This window comes from Rhodanobacteraceae bacterium, from assembly GCA_016713135.1.
Taxonomy (GTDB): Bacteria; Pseudomonadota; Gammaproteobacteria; order Xanthomonadales; family SZUA-5; genus JADKFD01.
On sequence record JADJPR010000001.1, the window covers coordinates 463662 to 480480 of the forward strand.

General features: G+C 68.8%; 14 protein-coding genes. 7 read left to right on the forward strand and 7 right to left on the reverse strand.

Annotated features, from left to right (window positions below; genetic code table 11):
* Positions 1-80 precede the first annotated feature (80 nt).
* Both IPK27_01720 and IPK27_01725 read right to left on the reverse strand, forming a co-directional pair.
* Positions 81-1643, reverse strand: coding sequence for a serine/threonine protein kinase (locus IPK27_01720; GenBank protein MBK8066373.1), 1563 nt, complete (start codon positions 1641-1643; stop codon positions 81-83).
* A complete protein-coding gene (locus IPK27_01725; GenBank protein ID MBK8066374.1) occupies positions 1640-2233 on the reverse strand; it encodes a sigma-70 family RNA polymerase sigma factor in 594 nt (197 codons plus the stop codon). The genes IPK27_01720 and IPK27_01725 overlap by 4 nt, the downstream gene beginning before the upstream one ends.
* 254 nt (positions 2234-2487) lie before the next feature.
* On the opposite strand from IPK27_01725, the gene IPK27_01730 reads away from it, so the two are divergent.
* Positions 2488-2742 (forward strand): antitoxin, encoded by a 255-nt coding sequence (locus IPK27_01730; GenBank protein MBK8066375.1) that lies wholly within the window; start codon positions 2488-2490, stop codon positions 2740-2742.
* Positions 2739-3170 (forward strand): PIN domain-containing protein, encoded by a 432-nt coding sequence (locus IPK27_01735; protein MBK8066376.1) that lies wholly within the window; start codon positions 2739-2741, stop codon positions 3168-3170. The genes IPK27_01730 and IPK27_01735 overlap by 4 nt, the downstream gene beginning before the upstream one ends.
* A gap of 207 nt (positions 3171-3377) precedes the next feature.
* Here IPK27_01735 and IPK27_01740 read toward each other — a convergent pair whose 3' ends face one another.
* A complete protein-coding gene (locus tag IPK27_01740) occupies positions 3378-5804 on the reverse strand; it encodes an ABC transporter permease (GenBank protein ID MBK8066377.1) in 2427 nt (808 codons plus the stop codon).
* A gap of 197 nt (positions 5805-6001) precedes the next feature.
* Between IPK27_01740 and IPK27_01745 the strand changes: the two genes are divergently transcribed.
* Positions 6002-6868, forward strand: a complete 867-nt coding sequence (locus IPK27_01745) for a DUF1003 domain-containing protein (protein ID MBK8066378.1) — start codon at positions 6002-6004, stop codon at positions 6866-6868.
* Positions 6869-7003: 135 nt separating this feature from the next.
* Here the strand turns inward: IPK27_01745 and gspD are convergent, their stop codons facing one another.
* The 3 genes from gspD to IPK27_01760 form a co-directional block, all read right to left on the reverse strand.
* The gene (gene gspD / locus IPK27_01750) at positions 7004-8983 is read right to left on the reverse strand and encodes a type II secretion system secretin GspD (GenBank protein MBK8066379.1); all 1980 of its coding nucleotides are present in this window, start codon (positions 8981-8983) and stop codon (positions 7004-7006) included.
* Positions 8984-9185: 202 nt separating this feature from the next.
* Complete coding sequence (locus IPK27_01755) at positions 9186-10109, reverse strand: PDZ domain-containing protein (GenBank protein ID MBK8066380.1); 924 nt, start codon at positions 10107-10109, stop codon at positions 9186-9188.
* Positions 10110-10114: 5 nt separating this feature from the next.
* Positions 10115-11536, reverse strand: a complete 1422-nt coding sequence (locus tag IPK27_01760) for a DEAD/DEAH box helicase (GenBank protein MBK8066381.1) — start codon at positions 11534-11536, stop codon at positions 10115-10117.
* 319 nt (positions 11537-11855) lie between these two features.
* Between IPK27_01760 and trxA the strand changes: the two genes are divergently transcribed.
* Positions 11856-12182: a thioredoxin gene (gene trxA / locus IPK27_01765; protein ID MBK8066382.1), complete on the forward strand. Its 327-nt coding sequence runs from the start codon at positions 11856-11858 to the stop codon at positions 12180-12182.
* A gap of 301 nt (positions 12183-12483) precedes the next feature.
* Entirely contained in the window at positions 12484-13749 is a 1266-nt protein-coding gene (gene rho / locus IPK27_01770) for a transcription termination factor Rho (protein MBK8066383.1), read from the forward strand.
* 347 nt (positions 13750-14096) lie between these two features.
* Here the strand turns inward: rho and IPK27_01775 are convergent, their stop codons facing one another.
* A complete protein-coding gene (locus tag IPK27_01775) occupies positions 14097-14564 on the reverse strand; it encodes a tRNA (cytidine(34)-2'-O)-methyltransferase (GenBank protein ID MBK8066384.1) in 468 nt (155 codons plus the stop codon).
* Between the two features lie 6 nt (positions 14565-14570).
* Between IPK27_01775 and IPK27_01780 the strand changes: the two genes are divergently transcribed.
* Entirely contained in the window at positions 14571-15914 is a 1344-nt protein-coding gene (locus IPK27_01780) for an aminotransferase class I/II-fold pyridoxal phosphate-dependent enzyme (protein ID MBK8066385.1), read from the forward strand.
* Between the two features lie 226 nt (positions 15915-16140).
* Positions 16141-16818 carry an SGNH/GDSL hydrolase family protein gene (locus tag IPK27_01785; protein MBK8066386.1) on the forward strand — a complete coding sequence of 226 codons (678 nt, stop codon included), beginning with the start codon at positions 16141-16143 and terminating at the stop codon, positions 16816-16818.
* Position 16819 lies beyond the last annotated feature (1 nt).

Sequence of the window (16819 nt, forward strand, 5' to 3'; positions counted from 1 at the left end):
GGCGCGTTCTCCGGGTACTTGCGGCAAGCACCCGGTGAATGCGCTCCGCGCACACACCGGGCTACGCTGCATCGCTCGGCTCAGCGCGGTTCGGTGCGCAGCTGACCGCGACCGCGGGCGATCATCGCCTCGCCCGCTTCGCGTTCGCCAAGCGCCGCCAGCGCCTCGCCGATCGCCACGCGCAACTCGCCCTGGGCCGCTGCGTCGTCGGCCAGCTCCGCGTCCAGCCGCGCGGCGAGCGCGTTCAGCGCGCCGATGCGCGCCTGTGGCGCTGAGGTTTCGCCCGCGCGGATAAGGTGGCGCAGCAGGAAGCCGCGCATGCGCTCCGAATGCGCCAGTTGCCCGGCCAGCTGTGCCTGCGCCGCCTGCGCCGCGCTGGCGATCTGCTGCGCGCGGTTGGCGTGCCAGACCGCCACCGCGAAGCCGAGCAGCAGGCCGGCGAGCCCGAGCGCGGAGGCGACCACGCCGACCCGGTGGCGCGCGACGAACTTGCGCAAGCGGTAGCCGCGGCTGTCCGGCAGCGCGCGGATCGGGCGCCCGGTGAGGAAGCGGTCGATGTCGTCGGCAAGTCCCGCAGCGGAGGCATAGCGGCGCTCGGCCTCCGGGTGGATCGCCTTGAGGATCAGGGTGTCGAGATCGCCGCGCAATCGCCGGCTCCAGCCCACGCGCTCGCACAGCGGCGGCAGTTCGACGCTCGCTTCCAGCTCCGCCGCGGCGATGCTCGGGCGGGTTGCGCGCTCGCCGGTGACCTCCTGCGCGAGCATCTCCATGCGCCCGCTGCGCCGATGCGGCAGCCGGCCCACGGCCAGCTCGTACAACAGCACGCCGAGACCGTAGACATCCGCGGCGACCCCGACCTCCTCGCCGCGCACCTGCTCGGGCGCGGCGTAGGCGGGCGACAGCACGCGCACGCCGGTGGCGGTCTGCACCAGCACATCGGTGTCGTCGCCAAGCACCTTGGCGATTCCGAAGTCCAGCAGGTGCGGACGGCCCTCGCTGTCGACCAGCACATTGCTCGGCTTGAGGTCGCGGTGCACCACCAGCTGGCGGTGCGCGTAATCGACCACCCGCGCGACCTCGGCCAGCAGCTTGAGGCGCGCCTCCAGGCCGAGCGCCTGTTGGCGCACATGCAGGGTCAGCGGAATGCCGGCGATGTAGTCCATCGCCAGGAAGGGCCGTCCGTCCGCGGTAACGCCCGCGTCCAGCAGGCTCGCGATGGCCGGATGGTTGAGCTTGGCGAGGATCCGCCGCTCCTGCAGGAAGCGCTGCAGCAGGGCCTCGGAATCCATGCCGCGCTTGAGCAGCTTGAGCGCCGCGGTCTGCACCGCATCGCCGTGGCGCCGTTCGGCCAGCCAGACCTCGCCCATGCCGCCGCGGCCGAGCAGCTTCTGTACCCGCCAGCTGGTGCCGAAATCCGGCTGCGCATCGGCGGCAATCGGCGCCAGCACATCCTCGCGCTGTTCCAGCAGGCCCTGGGTGCGCGCGTCCGCGATGAGCATCGCGCGCACTTCCGCGGCCAACTCGGCATCGCGCTCGGCGAGTTCGTGCAGCGCCAGCTCCTGGGCCGCCGCGGACAGATCGATCAGTTGATCGAAGTGGCGCGAAACCTCGGCCCAGCGCTGTGCGCGCGGATCCTCGCTCATGGCTCGGGCGGCAACTCGCTGCCCTGGTTCAGGACCTGGTAGAGGAAGGCGCGAGCGCGGCGCCAGTCGCGCTTGAGGGTGCGCTCGGAAACATCCAGCAAAGGCGCGATCTCGCTCAGCTCCAGGCCGCCGAAGAAGCGCATCTCGACCACCTGCGCGAGGCGCTGGTCGAGTTCCGCCAACTGGTCCAGCGCCTGGTTCAGCGCCAGCAGCTCTTCGTCGTGGCCGCCGGCGGAGACTTCCAGCGCAATGCCTTCGAGGGTCTGCGCGCGCACCCCGCCGCCGCGCCGCTCGGCCTGGCGCTCGCGCGCGCGGTCGATCAGGATCTGGCGCATCGCGCGCGCCGCGGTGGCGAAGAAATGCTGGCGGTCGTTGAACTCGGTCGCCGCGCGCGAGAGCTTGAAGAAGGCCTCGTGCACCAGCGAGGTGGCGCCGCCATGTTCACGGTCGCCACGCAACTGGCGCTCCGCCAGGCGGTGCAACTCGCGGTAGACATGCGCGTACAGCCGTTCCTGCGCCAGCGCGCTGCCCTTGCGCGCATCGCCCAGCAGCAGGGTGATTTCTTCGGTCGGCTGTTCGGTCTCGTCCATCCGCCGCATTGTCGTGGATTTCCGGCGGCGATGGGAGGGCGGGGAACCCGGAATGGTGAACAAGAGACGACTTGCAGGGAACGGGCGACCTGACGCTCCGCGCGCCTTTCCGTGAAGGCATCCAGCCCGGCCGGCAGCCACCTTCGACATTCCCGATTCCCCGTTCCCCACTCCCTCTCCCGCGTCCACTTGCACTCATGATCCTCGACACCTAGCATCAAGTCATCACAAGTAGTACTGGCGACGACATCACGATGCGAACCACCGTCACCATCGACCCGGACCTCGCGCGCCTGCTGGAGCTGCGGATGTCGGCCGAAGGCAAGGGGTTCAAGCAGGTCCTCAACGAGACGTTGCGGCGCGGGTTCGAATCCTGCGTGCGCGAGGCGCCGGTACCGTACGTGGTGAAGACCTTCCACGCGCCGGTTGCGCCAGGTGTGGACCTGACCAAGGTCAACCAGCTGCTGGACGAGGAACTGCCGCTGCCGGCCACCGGCGATATCGGATGATCGCGGTCGACCTCAACCTGCTGCTGTACGCCTACAACGCGGCGGTGCCGCAGCACGCGGCCGCGCGCGCATGGTGGGAAGGGCTGATGAACGGGCCGGTCGAGATTGGTTTGCCCGAGCCGGTGCTGTTCGGCTTCCTGCGGGTGACCACCCAGCGCGGGATCCTGTCGGCGCCGCTGGCTACCGCAGACGCGCTGGCCATCGTCCGTGGCTGGCTGGACTGGCCGCGTGTGCGCGTGCTCTACGGCACGCCGGGCAGTGTGCGCCACGCGCTCGGCCTGGCCGCCGCGCTCGGTGTTGCCGGGCGGCTGACCACCGACCTGCAAATCGCTGCGCTGGCGCTGGAATACCGCGCCACGCTGCACAGCGCGGACACCGACTTCGCGCGCATGCCGGGGCTGCGCTGGAAGAACCCGCTGGCCGGGTGACGCCGGGACCCGGCCGACGCCGACGCGTCAGAGACCCAGAAGAGCGTGGAACGCAAAAGACGCAAAGGACGCAAAGGAAAGCTCAAGGATTGCGGCAGCCCGAATCACGCCCCAGATCCAGTCAGGTAATCGCTGGCTCTTCTTTGCGTCCTTTCTTTTCCCTTTGCGTCCTTTGCGTTCCACGCTCCTTTCCTGGCGTGGGGGCGTCTACTCGTACCTGAGCGCCGCGGACGGCGCGATGCGCGCGGCGCGGCGGGCCGGGAGCAGGCAGGCGACGCTGGCAATGCCGAGCAGCAGTGCACCGGCGGCGAGCAGCAGCGGCACATCGAGCGCGTTCACGCCCACGAACAGCCCGGCGACCAGTTGCAGCACCAGCAGTGACAGGGGCAGCGCCAGCAGGACGCCGACGCCGACGAGGCGCAAGCCACGGCTGCGGACCTCGCGCGCGATCTGCGCCGGCGCCGCGCCCAAGGCCTGGCGCACTCCAAACTCGCGCAGCCGGGCATGCACGAACTGGCTCAGCAGCCCATACAGGCCGAGCGACACCAGCAGCAGACCGATTGCACTCAGGCTGCCGATCACCAGACTCGCGATGCGCTGCGGCAGCAACGCGATGGCGGCCTGGTCGGCCAGCCGGAAGACCTGCGGCGGCGGCAGATTTGGATCGATGCGGCGGATCGCCGTGGCCAGCGCGGCGGCGGCCTGCGCTGGCGCCAGGTCGCTGCGCAGCAGCAGGTTCAGTCCGTTCATCGGCTGCTGCGCCAGCGGCAGCAGCAGGTAGCCGCGCTGCGCCTCGCCGATCGAGGCGTACTGGCTGTCTTCGATCACGCCGACCACGGTCAGCTCGCGGCGATCGTCGTCCTCGCCGTAAGAGAAGCGGCGGCCGACCGGATCGGCCTCGCCGAAGATCTGTCCGGCGAGGTAGCGGTTGATGATCGCCACCGCCGGACGCCCGGCGACATCGCCGCTGTCGAAGTCGCGACCGCGCAGCGGGATGTCGAGCACGCGGGTGAAGCCCGGCGAGACCACGTTGGTATCCGGCCACAGCCCGTCCGGCGGCAAGCCCTCGCCCTGGATGTTGCCGAGCGACATGCTCGACAGGGTCAGCGGCACCACCGCCGCCAGCGTGCCATCGCTGACGCCGGGCAGGCCGCGCGCCGCTTCGAGCAGGCGCTCGGCGGTCGGCACCGCGCGCTCGCTGGCATAGCCGCTGGTGGCGAGGTCGAATTCGAGCGTCAGCACGCCGCTCACCCGAATGCCGGGATCGGTCACCTCGCTTTGCTGGGTGGCGCGCAGGATCGCGCCGCCGCCGACCAGCAATACCAGCGTAGCGGTGACCTGCAGCACCGACAGGATCTGCTGCGCGCGCTGGCCGCGGAAGCGCTTCATCTCACCGGCGAGGCGACTGCTGGCCGCGCGCCAGGCCGGCAGCAGGCCGCAGGCACCGGCGGTGACGAGCGTCAGCAGCGCGGCGAAGCCGAGCACGCGCGCGTCCGGGGTGAGGTCGAAATGCAGCGGCAACGGGATGGGCAGCGGCACCGCAAGCAGCAGCCTGAGGCCGGCCCAGGCGAGCGCCACGCCCAGCCCGCTGGCCGCCAGCGCCAGCAGCAGGGATTCCGCCAGCATCATCGCCGAGAGCTGCCAGCGCGAGGCGCCGAGCGAGAGGCGCACCGCCAGCTCGGCACGACGTTCCTCGGCGCGCGCCAGGCTCAGCCCGGCGACATTGATGCAGGCCACCAGCAGCAGGGTGGTGACCAGCACGCCGAGCACACCCGCAAAGATCAGCACGCCGCGCATCGCCGCGGCCGGCAGCGGACGCAGCGGCGTAGCGGTCAGGCGCAGCGGGAAGCGCTCGTCCTCACCCAGTTCCAGGCGCACCTTGGTCAGGCGTTCGCCGATGGTGGCGAGCTCCGCCTGCGCCTCGCCCAGGGTGCGTCCCTCGGCCAGTCGGCCACCGGTCATCAGCCACTGCGCCAGACGGCTGTCGACCAGGTTCTCGCCGCTCGGACGGATCAGGCTGCGCCGGGTCAGCGGCAGGAAGAATTCCGGCGCGATGCCGGCGATATGGCCGCGGAAACCGGGAGCGGCGATGCCGACGATGGCGAAGGCGCTGCCGTTGATCGTGAGCGTGCGCCCGACGATCTCGCGGTCGCCGCCGTACAGCCGCTGCCAGGCGGCGTGCGAGATCACTGCCGCCGGGGTGTCGCCGGACTGGGTCATGTCGCCCGGCTGCAGCAACCGGCCGGCCTCGGCGCGCACACCCAGCGCGCTGAAGTAACTGTCGCTGACGAGGAAGGCGAAACTGTTGCCCGCATTCGCCGCGCCATCCGGGCGCACCGAGAGCGGCGCCATGCTCCACGCATAGACCTGGGTCAGCGACTGCGACTGCGCCGCAATGTCGCGGAAATCCGGATAGGAGAGGGAGCCGAAACCGCCCCCTGGCCGCCCGATCTCGACCAGCCCGTCAGGCGCGGCGATTCCGGGCAGCGGACGCAGCAGGCTCACATTGACCACGGTGAACAGCGCAGTCAGCGCGGCGATCGCCAGTGCCAGCGGCAGCACCGCCAGCGTGCCGAGCCAGGGGCGGCGGGTCCATTGGCGCAGGGCATGGAGCAGCAGGTTCAGCAGGTGCATGGCGGGTTGCCGTCGGCGATTGTCGTGGCGATGGATGCACGCGACGTGCCAGCGGTTGCAGGCCCGCGCTGACGCGGATTCCGCTGTCGCAGTCGCGCGCCATTGTCCGGATGCGCACAGCGTGTTGCGCGGGCGGACGGCGCTCGCGATCCGCCGCGTGCTCGGCATAGACTGCGGGGACACGCGCGGAGACAGCCATGGCCTGCACCCCGGAACTGCTGGCGGATGTGGAACTGTTCGAGCACCTCGACGACGAGGAGCGGACGCGCCTGGCGCAGTTCATCGACGGGCGCGAACTTGCTGCCGGCACCGAGTTGTTCCGCGCTGGCCAGCCGGGCGAGGCGATGTACGTGATCAAGCGCGGCGAGATCGAGCTCTACATCAAGGACCGCGCCGGACAGAAGATCGCGCTGGCAACCGCTGGCCCGGGCCAGGTGTTTGGCGAGATGGCTCTGCTGGACCACGGTCCGCGCACCGCCACCGCCTGCGCGCTGACCGACTGCCAACTCCTGGCGCTGAACCGCGAAAGCCTGCTCCGCTTGTTCCAGACCACGCCCAAGGCCGCGCTCAGCCTGCTCGCGGCGATGAGCCACATGACGCGCAAGGCCGACGAGTTGCTGCGCTCGCGCGTCTCGCGCAATGCCAACGTGGAGGCCGAGGAGAACCTGACGCTGTTCCAGCGGGCCTCCGATGCGATCAGCGCCTTCAGCGGCAGCTTCGCCTTCCTGCTGCTCAACGCGACATGGTTCGCCGTGTGGATCGGCATCAATACCCTGCCGCTCGGCATCCCGGCCTTCGATCCTTATCCCTTCGGCCTGCTGACGATGATCGTTTCGCTGGAGGCCATTTTCCTGTCTTGCTTCGTGCTGATCAGCCAGACCCGCCAGAGCGCGAAGGACCGTGTGCGCTCCGACATCGAGTACGAGGTCAACGTCAAGGCCGAGCTCGAAGTGGCGCACCTGCACGAAAAGACCGACCAGATCTACACCCACATGCTGGAGAGGTTCGCGCATCTGGAGCGGAGGCTGGAGCGAATGAGCGGCGCCGGGGACCGCGCGGGTTGAGAGACTGCGTCGACCGGATGCCGCAGCATTGGCCAAGGCCGGCACCGGCCGCAGTCAGCGTCTTGCGTGGATCCGTGTCAGAAATCTCCGACCCGATTCCGTCGCCCGGATGGTGCCGCGCAGCTCGCCACCCCACTAGTGCTTCGGCGGCTCCGCCGGCACCCCCTGCTTGAGGAAGTCCTCGTACTCCGGCAGCACCGGCATGTGTTCCTCGCCGAGCAGGCCGTCGCTCTGCTCGCGCGCGCGGAGCTGTTCGCTGCGGATGTAGTTGTACTTCTCGCTGCTGATCGCCGCCTCGGTGATGCCGTCGCGCGCGATGGTGGGCTTGAGGAAGACCAGCAGGTTGCGGCGCTCCTTGGTGGTGCTGCGGTTCTTGAACAGATTCCCGAGCACCGGGATCGAACCCAGACCCGGTACCTTCTGCACCGATTCGCGCAACTCCTCGCTGGTCAGGCCGCCGAGCACCAGCAGGCCGCCGTCGGGCACCAGCGCGCGGGTGGTCAGCTTGCGCGTGTTGGTGATCAGGTCCACTGCGCCGGCGGTGTTCGGCGCCAGGCTGGAGGCTTCCAGGTCGATGTCCATGATCACCGCGTCGCCCTCGTTGATGTGCGGGGTGACGCGCAGCTTCAGGCCCACTTCCTTGCGGTCGATGGTCTGGAACGGGTTGACCACGCCGGCCTGGTTGCCCGCGAGCCGCCGCCGCCCCGAGGTGGTGGTGCCGGTAGACGCGTACTGGCCGGTCAGGAATGGCACTTCCTGGCCGACGCTGAGGATCGCTTCCTGGTGATCCAGGGTGATCGTCGACGGGGTCGACAGCACGTTGGTGCTGGAGTCGCCAGTCAGCGCCTTGGCCAGCGCGCCGATGCGGATGAATTCGGTGTCGCTGCCCGGCAATTGCGCCGTGCCGAGGATGTAGCCGATGTTGAGGCCGCTGGCGCCGGCCAGCAGCCCGGGGTTCTGGGCTACGCCGAAAATGCCGCCATTACCGCTGGACCCCGGGAAATTGGTGCCGCCGATGAAGCCGCGGTCGGTGAAATCGTCGTCGGTGGCCTGCCACTGGATGCCGAGCTCGCGCGCGGTCTGGTCGTTGACCTCGGCGACGATCACCTCGATCAGCACCTGGGCGCGGCGGATGTCGAGCTGGCGGATCACGTTGCGCAACTCGCGCGTGACCGCCGGCGGCGCGGTGATCACCAGCGCATTGGTGTCCTTGTGCGCGCGGATGAAGCTGGTGGTCTGGCCTTCCTTGCCGGCGGTCGCCGCGTCCTGCCCGAGCAGGCTCTGCAGCGAGGCTTCGAGGATCGGCACCAGTTGCTCGGCATCGGCATAGCGGATGTAGACCACCTGGGTGGAGTCGCCCTCGCCGAGCGGCGTATCGAGGTTGGTCACCAGCGCGCGCAGGCGCAGCCGGCGGCCCTTGTCGCCCGCGATCAGCACCGAGTTGGTGCGCTCGTCGGCGGCGATCTTGTTGCCGGCGGCGTCGTTGGCCGGCTGCAGCGCGACCAGCGTGCGCACCACCTCGGACGCGTTCGCATGGGTCAGCGGCACCACGTCGATCTCGCTCTCGCTGGCCTTGTCCAGGCGCTGGATGATCGATTCGATGCGCGCCACGTTGCCGGCGCGGTCGGTGATGATCAGGCTGGAGGAGGAGGGATGCGGGATCAGGTTGGCGCCCTGCGGCAGCAGCGGGCGCAGCGCCTGCGACATGTCCGCCGGGGTCACGTGCTTGAGCGTGATGATGCGGGTGACCAGCGCGTCGCTGTTGCCCGAGTCGATCCCGCCATCCTGCCCGGCCGCCTGCTCCGGCACGATCTTGACGATCTTGCCCGCCGGCACCGCGGCAAAGCCATTGACCCGCAGCACCGACAGGAACACCTCGTACAACTCGTCCTCGCCGAGCGGCGACTGCGAGATCACCGTGACCTTGCCGGTGACCCGCGGGTCGACCACGAAGTTCTTGCCGGTGGCTTCCGACACCAGCCCGATGAAGCTGTTGATGTCCGCGTCCTTGAGGTTCAGCACCTGCTGGCCGGGCAGCGCAGGCGCCGGCTCGCCGGCATCGTAGGCCGGTGACTGGGCAAGTGCGGGCGTTGCGGCAAGGGCCAGCGATAGCATCAACGCCTGGGTCAAACGTGAAAGGTGAAACGTCAAAGGGCGGGGGGGGGGCGGCGGCGGGGGGGGGAGTCCAATTGACGTTTGACGTTTGACGTTTGACCCGCTTCAGTGAAACGTGAAACGCGAAAGGTCAACGGGCGGGCGATGGGCTGCGGCATGGCGACGTCCAGTTGACGTTTGACGTTTGACTTTTCACGGCTTGTCATTGCGGCATCCGTATCGCAGGAAGCGTCTTTTCGGCACCGTCGCGGCTGACCGTGAGGGTCACCGAGCCGGCGGTCTTGAGGGATTCGAGTGCGGCGTAGCCGGACTCGATGCTGTCGAGCTTGCGGCCGTTGACCGCGGTGACGACGTCTTCGGGCTTGAGGCCCGCCTGGGCGAGCTGCTCGCCGTAGGTGTTGGAGCTGACGCGCACGCCGGCGAGCTTGCCGTCGACCATCACCGGCAGCACGCTGAAGGCCTTGGCGATGCTGCCGGGATCGGCGATCGCCTGCTGGCGCACCGCTTCCCAGTCGATCGGCGCAGCTGCGACCATCGGGTTGACGCTGCCCGGGGCCGAGGGCGCCATCTCGTTCAGGCCGACCAGCCCGGAGGCGCCGGGCGTGGCGACCGATGGTGCGGGCGCTGCGCCATTGCCGCCGCGCACGCCGCCGCCCTGCAGCTGACGCAGGCGCAGCACCTCGATGCGCCCGGCGGCATTCAGCACCACGCGGTCCGGGTAGATCGCCTCGACGCGCACGCCGTTGGGGAAGGTGTCGCCCACCTTGTAGACCTTCTCCGCCTGCTGCTCGTCGGCGATCACCGCGCGCGCCAGGCGCTGCTCGTGGTTCGAATTGGTGCCCTTGAGCGTCAGGTTCAGCGCCGTGTCCGGCGCATCGGCGTAGGCGCCGCTGGCCGGATCCACCGAGGTGCCGAACAGATGGAACTGGCCGAGTGGCAGGCTCTGCAGCAGCGGCGCCTGGGCCGCCACCGGCGCATCGACCACCTCGATGTCCTCCGCCGGCGCCAGCCATTGCCACAGCAGCCGGGTCAGGCTCTGCGCCATCCACAGCAGCGACAACGCGATCGCCAGTGCCGGCAACCACCGGCTCTGGGTCAGGCGTGGCAGGCTGGCGGCGGCGCTCATCGGAGTCAGCCTTCGCCGGATGCGGCCGGCGGCGGCGCGGCCGCTGGCGTGGCGGCTGCGTCGGCGCTGCCTTCGCTGCGCGGCGGGCGCGGGCCGCGGCCACCGCCGCCACCACCGCGACGTCCACCGCTACCGCTGCTGCCACCGCCGCTGCGCCCGCCATCACGGCGACCGCCGCCCGGACCGCCGCGACCGGGGCCGCCACGGCCCTTGCCGCCACCGTCGCGCGAGCGACTGATGCGCAGCGGGGCGACATCGGCGAGCAAATCGTTGGTGATCGGTTCCACCGGGATGCGCTGGCCGATGTAGGTCTCGATATCCGGCAGGCTGATCGCGTAGCGCTCGCAGGCGAAGCTGATCGCATCGCCGCTGGCGCCGAAGCGCGCAGTACGGCCGATGCGATGCACGTAGTCCTCGCAATCCTGCGGCAGATCGTAGTTGAACACGTGGCTGACGTCGGGGATGTGCAGCCCGCGCGCGGCGACATCGGTGGCGACCAGGATCGCCACCTCGCTGCGCTGGAAGCGCCCGAGCAGCGACTGGCGCTTCTGCTGCGGCACGTCGCCGGAGAGGATCGCGCTCGGCCAGCCGTGCTTCTCCAGGCGCAGGTGCACCTGCTCGGCGGCCGCCTTGGTGTTGACGAAGATGATCGTGCGCGGCGCGTCCATCCGCGACAGCAGGCCGATCAGCAGTGGCAGTTTCTCGTCGCTGGCGGGGAAATAGACCCGCTGCGAGACGCGCGCGGTGGTGACCGAGTCGGTCTCCACCTTGAGCGTCTTCGGTTCGTTCATGTGCTCGTAGGCGAGTTCCAGCACGCGGTGCGACAGCGTCGCCGAGAACAGCAGGCCCTGGCGCTCGCCCGGCGGCGGCATCTTGCGCAGCAGGTAGCGGATGTCCTTGATGAAGCCGAGGTCGAACATGCGATCGGCCTCGTCCAGCACCACCACCTCCACCGAGCGCAGGCTGAACACGTGCTGCTTGAGGTAGTCCATCAGCCGGCCCGGCGTGCCGATCAGCACATCGCAGCCTTCGGCGAACTGGGCGCGCTGCTTCTCGTAGTCGACGCCGCCATAGACCAGGCCGATGCGCAAGCCGGTCAGGCCACCCAGCTGCATCGCGTCCTTGTGGATCTGGATCGCCAGTTCACGGGTGGGGGCGAGGATCACCGAGCGCGGATCCTGGATCCGGCGGTCGGGCTTGGCCTCGGTGGTCAGCAGCCGCTGCATCAGGGTGACCAGGAAGGCAGCGGTCTTGCCGGTGCCGGTCTGCGCCTGGCCGGCGACATCGTGATGCTGCAGGGTCTCAGGCAGGGTCAGCGCCTGGATCGGGGTGAGTCGGGTGAAACCTGCCTGGTGCAGGCCCTGGGACAGGCTCGGGTGCAGCCCGAAACTGTCGAAATCGAGATCTGTGAGTGTGCGCTCGGTCATCTATCCATACGATCCATGTCGTGACGCCGGCACCCGGCGCCCGTGGGCACCTTGCGGCGCGGCAATGTCCGGAGTCTGTCAGTAGCTGCGCAGAGCACCGGGAAATCCTTTTCGATCAACACTTTGAGCCTGTCCTCCTGGCCGCAGGGCGGCGCCGGGGCGGTACACAACGGGTTGAAAAGCGGCGCCGGAGTCACCACACTTGGGTGGTCCCGACGCTGCCGGCGGATTGCCGCATGCGACGGTGAGGCCGCATTCGACGCTCGCTGGCGGGCGCGAGTTTATCTCAATAACACTCTGTATAGCTGGAGCACCGCAAGTGAGCGACGCGATTTCCCAACTCGGCAGCAGCGATTTCGAAGCCTCGGTCCTGAAGTCCGAGACGCCCGTGCTGGTCGATTTCTGGGCCGAATGGTGCGAGCCCTGCAAACGCATGGAACCGCTGCTCAAGGAACTCGCCGGCGAACTCTCCGGCAAGCTGAAGGTGGCCAAGGTCAACGTCGAGGCGCACCCGGCCATCGCCAATCAGTTCCGCGTCCGCGGGCTGCCCACCTTCATGCTGTTCAAGAACGGCCAGGTGCATTCCACCCAGATCGGCGCGATCAGCAAGAGCCAGCTGGCGCAGTTTGTCGCCAAGGCGATCTGAGCGGCGAAGCGGTAGGCCGGGGTACGCGCAGCGTTCCCCGGCGCTGCCCCGCCGGTGAATCGCTGCGCGATACACCGGCCTACGCCAATCTCCCGCCTCCCCAAGCTAGACCTCGCCGCAAACATCGTGCTAGCTTGAAGGTCATCGCGCTCGCCGGCATGGTTTGAGCGCCGCCTGCTCCGTAATCCCGTGCATTCCGATCGACGCGCCCGCGTCGCTGGCGATTGCCCGATCGCGCGTTCCGTGCAATGCGCAACTCCCTCCTCCACGCCCAGCCTCAAGGCGCATCGCTACAACTCCTATGCATCTGACCGAACTGAAGCGCAAGACTGTCGAAGAACTCCTGGAAATCGCCGATGCCATGCAGCTCGAGGGCGTCGCCCGGGCACGCAAGCAGGAAGTGATCTTCGCGATCCTGAAAGCCCATGCGAAAACCGGTGAATCGATCGGCGGCGAGGGCGTGCTGGAAATCCTGCAGGATGGATTCGGCTTTCTGCGCGCACCGGACTGCTCCTTCCTGGCCGGCCCGGACGACGTCTACATCAGCCCCAGCCAGATCCGCCGCTTCAACCTGCGCACCGGCGACTACATCCGCGGCAAGGTGCGCCCGCCGAAGGAAGGCGAGCGCTACTTCGCGCTGCTCAAAGTCGACGACATCAACGACGAGCCGCCGGAGTCGAAGAAGAACCAGGTCCTGTTCGAGAACCTGACGCCCTACTACCCGACCCAGAAGTTCGTGCTCGAGCGTGGCAATGGTTCGGCCGAGGACATCACCGGGCGCGTGATGGACCTGATGAGCCCGGTCGGCAAGGGCCAGCGCGGGCTGATCGTTTCGCCGCCGAAGGCCGGCAAGACGATGATGCTGCAGAACGTCGCCCAGGCGCTGATGGCGAATCACCCGGAAAGCCACCTGATCGTGCTGCTGATCGACGAGCGCCCGGAAGAAGTCACCGAGATGCAGCGCATGGTGCGCACCGGCGAGGTGATCAGTTCCACCTTCGACGAGCCCGCCGCGCGCCATGTGCAGGTGGCCGAGATGGTGATCGAGCGCGCCAAGCGCCTGGTCGAGCACAAGCGCGACGTGATCATCCTGCTGGATTCGATCACCCGCCTCGCGCGTGCCTACAACACCGTGGTCCCGGCCTCCGGCAAGGTGCTCACCGGCGGTGTCGACGCCAACGCGCTGCAGCGCCCGAAGCGCTTCTTCGGCGCCGCGCGCAAGGTCGAGGAGGGCGGCTCGCTGACCATCCTGGCGACTGCGCTGATCGAGACCGGCTCGAAGATGGACGAGGTGATCTACGAGGAGTTCAAGGGCACCGGCAACATGGAAGTGCACCTGGAACGCCGCATCGCCGAGAAGCGCGTCTACCCGGCGATCAACATCAACCGCTCCGGAACCCGCCGCGAGGAACTGCTGCTGCCGCCCGAGGCGCTGCAGAAGATCTGGATCCTGCGCAAGCTGCTGCACTCGATGGACGAGATCGCGGCGATCGAATTCATGCTCGACAAGATGAAGAACACCAAGTCCAACGACGAGTTCTTCCAGTCGATGAAGCGCCAGAGCTGAGCCCGCGCAAGGGTCGCCTGAGCTGACGCGCGGGCCGATCTGGCGTGCACTCACCTGCAGGCGGGGCTCCTTTCGCTTCGGCGGCCGGGTGGACCCGCTCCCGGGCATCGCGTGCGCCCGGATGGCGCACGCCCGGCCCCGATGCACGCGGATTGTGCAGCGCAACATGCCCATGTTGCCTGCGCCCTTGTTTGAAAACCATGTCATTTCAATGAATTAGTCACTGCACGTCGCCCGGCGTCCTGCTGGCACGCACCTTGCGATGCTGCACCTCGCAGTCCGGGCCTGGGGGTCTAGCTGTGGGGGAAGGCCCCGCGCGCTGCAACGGGGCAAGCGCGCGGGGTCCTTCATTCGGCGGTGCCTGGAAAGCCGAGTTGGCGCCAGGCTTCGAACACCACCACCGCGACCGCATTCGACAGGTTCAGGCTGCGCGAGTGCGGCACCATCGGCAGGCGCAGCAGGCGCTCGGGAGGGAAATCGGCACGGATCGAATCCGGCAGGCCGCGGGTTTCGCAGCCGAACAGCAGCGCATCGCCCGGCGCGAACGCCACCTGGTAGGGGCTGCGTGTGCCGCGCGTGGTCAGCGCGAAGCAGCGAGGCTGCCCCAGCGCGGCCAGGCACTGGTAGAGGTCCGGCCAGGTCTTGAGGCTGGCGTACTCGTGGTAGTCCAGGCCCGCGCGGCGCAATCGCTTGTCGTCCAGCGCGAATCCAAGCGGCTCGATCAGGTGCAGCCGGGCCCCGGTATTGGCGGCCAGGCGGATGACGTTGCCGGTATTCGGCGGGATTTCTGGCTGGAAAAGGATGATCTCGAACATCCGCGGATGCTCGCATGCCGCGGAATTGCTCGCGAACGCCCGGTTTTTGCCTTGAGCATTCCAGCGCCGCCGGAGTACGCTGATACTCATCTTCACGAAAATCTAACCGCCGTGCTCCGTCCGATTCCGCACAACGAGCGTCTCGCCGATGTCCGCTATGACATCCGCGGCCCGCTGCACGCCCGCGCGCTCGATCTGGAGCAGCAGGGGAAATCGATCATCCGCCTGAACATCGGCAACCCGGGGCGCTTCGGCTTCGAGGCCCCGGCGCATGTGCGCGAGGCGATCGCCACCCACCTGAAGGACAGTGAGGCCTACTGCCACCAGGGCGGATTGACCGAGGCGCGCGAGGCGATCGTCGAGGTGATGCACGCGCGCGGCGTGCGCGAGGTCGACCAGACCCATGTGTTCGTCGGCAACGGCGTCAGCGAGCTGATCGACATGGCGCTGCGCGGGCTGTTGAATCCGGGCGACGAAGTGCTGGTGCCGGCGCCCGACTACCCGCTGTGGACCGCCGCGGTGATCCTGAACGACGGTCAGCCGGTGCACTACCCGTGCCCGCCGGAGCGCCAGGGATTGCCGGACCCGGTCGAGATCGAGCGCATGATCTCGCCGCGCACGCGCGCCATCGTGATCATCAACCCGAACAACCCGAACGGGGCCGTGTATCCGCAGGCGCTGCTGCAGCGCATCGCGGCGCTGGCCGAGAAGCACCGCCTGGTGGTGTTCAGCGACGAAATCTACGAAGGCCTGCTGTACGATGGCGCGCAGTTCCACGCGATGGCACCGCTGGTGCGCGAGACCCTGTGCGTGACCATGAGCGGGCTGTCCAAGATGCACCGCGCCTGCGGTTATCGCGTCGGCTGGATGGTCACCAGCGGCAAGGTGCAGGCCGCGCGCGACTACCTCAAGAGCCTGGACCTGCTGGCCGCGCTGCGCCTGTGCAGCAATGTGCAGGGCCAATGGGCCATTCCCGCGGCGCTGCGCGGCCCGGACACCCACACCGCGCTGTGCCAGCCGGGCGGGCGCCTGTACGAGACCCGCGCCGCGCTGCTGCGCGCGGTGGCGCGCAGCCGCTACCTCAAGGTGGTTGCCCCGATGGGCGCGATGTACGGCTTCGTCGGTGTCGATACGCGCGAGCTGCCGGGCTTCGACGACCAGCAGTTCGCCTACGATTTGCTCGACCAGCGCCAGGTGCTGATCGTCCCCGGGTCATCCTTCAATGTTTCCTATCACGACCACTTCCGCATCACCCTGCTCCCCGAGGCGGCAGTGATGGAACGCGTGATCGACCAGATCGACGGCTTTGTCGCCGAGCTGGCCGAGAAGTCGCGGCTGCGGGTGGCTTGAGGCGCTGAATCCTGCGGCAGTCCTTGTAGCGGTGCGAGCGCGACGGGCAGGGCTCAAGGGCAGGGGAATGGCACGAGGGCGCGAGGCCTGTCGGTTCCAGCCCGGCTTTGACGTGCCCTCGTGCCCTCATGCCCTCGTGCCCTCCAATCCATGCCGCGCGGTGTTCAAGGGCGCGGGCGGCTCGGCTCGTCGCCCCATGACCCTCGCCACCCTCTCCCTGCTCTCGATGCTCGCCGCCGGACCCGCGCTGCCGGCGCGCTACCTTGCGCTCGGGGACTCGTACACCATCGGCGAGTCGGTGCCGGCGGCTGAGCGCTGGCCGAACCAGCTGGCGCAGCTGCTGCGAGGGCAGGGCGCGGACCTCGCCAACCCGGACATCGTCGCGCGCACCGGATGGACCACCGACGAACTGTCGGCGGCGCTGGACGCGGTCGAACGCGACGAAGCGGTGGAAATGGCCGCCGGTGAGCACGCGCCGCGTCCGGCGCCGCCATACCAGCTGGTCACTCTCCTCATCGGGGTCAACAACCAGTACCGCGGCCGCCCGCTGGACGAGTACCGCACTCAGCTGCGCGCGCTCCTCGCCCTTGCCATCGGCTACGCCGGCGGGCAGCCGCGGCGCGTCGTGATGCTGTCGATCCCGGACTGGGGCGTGACTCCGTTCGCCGCGGGGATGGGCCGCGATGCGGCGACCGTGGCGCGTGAGATCGATGCCTACAACGCCGCCGCACGCGAGGTGTGCGCAAGTGCCGGCGTCGCCTATGTCGACATCACCCCGCTGACGCGCGAGGCTGGGGAGCGCCCGGAACTGCTGGCGGGCGACGGCCTGCACCCGTCCGGCATCGACTACCGGCGCTGGGCGCAGGCAGCCTTGCCGGCAGCGCGCGCTGCACTCGGAAACTGAT

What these genes read in the sequence shown, in the direction of transcription:
- IPK27_01720 (MBK8066373.1), bottom strand. Translation starts at nt 1,643, where the DNA reads ATGAGCGAGGATCCGCGCGCACAGCGCTGGGCCGAGGTTTCGCGCCAC.
- IPK27_01725 (MBK8066374.1), bottom strand. Translation starts at nt 2,233, where the DNA reads ATGGACGAGACCGAACAGCCGACCGAAGAAATCACCCTGCTGCTGGGC.
- IPK27_01730 (MBK8066375.1), top strand. Translation starts at nt 2,488, where the DNA reads ATGCGAACCACCGTCACCATCGACCCGGACCTCGCGCGCCTGCTGGAG.
- IPK27_01735 (MBK8066376.1), top strand. Translation starts at nt 2,739, where the DNA reads ATGATCGCGGTCGACCTCAACCTGCTGCTGTACGCCTACAACGCGGCG.
- IPK27_01740 (MBK8066377.1), bottom strand. Translation starts at nt 5,804, where the DNA reads ATGCACCTGCTGAACCTGCTGCTCCATGCCCTGCGCCAATGGACCCGC.
- IPK27_01745 (MBK8066378.1), top strand. Translation starts at nt 6,002, where the DNA reads ATGGCCTGCACCCCGGAACTGCTGGCGGATGTGGAACTGTTCGAGCAC.
- gspD (MBK8066379.1), bottom strand. Translation starts at nt 8,983, where the DNA reads ATGCTATCGCTGGCCCTTGCCGCAACGCCCGCACTTGCCCAGTCACCG.
- IPK27_01755 (MBK8066380.1), bottom strand. Translation starts at nt 10,109, where the DNA reads ATGAGCGCCGCCGCCAGCCTGCCACGCCTGACCCAGAGCCGGTGGTTG.
- IPK27_01760 (MBK8066381.1), bottom strand. Translation starts at nt 11,536, where the DNA reads ATGACCGAGCGCACACTCACAGATCTCGATTTCGACAGTTTCGGGCTG.
- rho (MBK8066383.1), top strand. Translation starts at nt 12,484, where the DNA reads ATGCATCTGACCGAACTGAAGCGCAAGACTGTCGAAGAACTCCTGGAA.
- IPK27_01775 (MBK8066384.1), bottom strand. Translation starts at nt 14,564, where the DNA reads ATGTTCGAGATCATCCTTTTCCAGCCAGAAATCCCGCCGAATACCGGC.
- IPK27_01780 (MBK8066385.1), top strand. Translation starts at nt 14,571, where the DNA reads ATGCTCGCATGCCGCGGAATTGCTCGCGAACGCCCGGTTTTTGCCTTG.
- IPK27_01785 (MBK8066386.1), top strand. Translation starts at nt 16,141, where the DNA reads ATGCTCGCCGCCGGACCCGCGCTGCCGGCGCGCTACCTTGCGCTCGGG.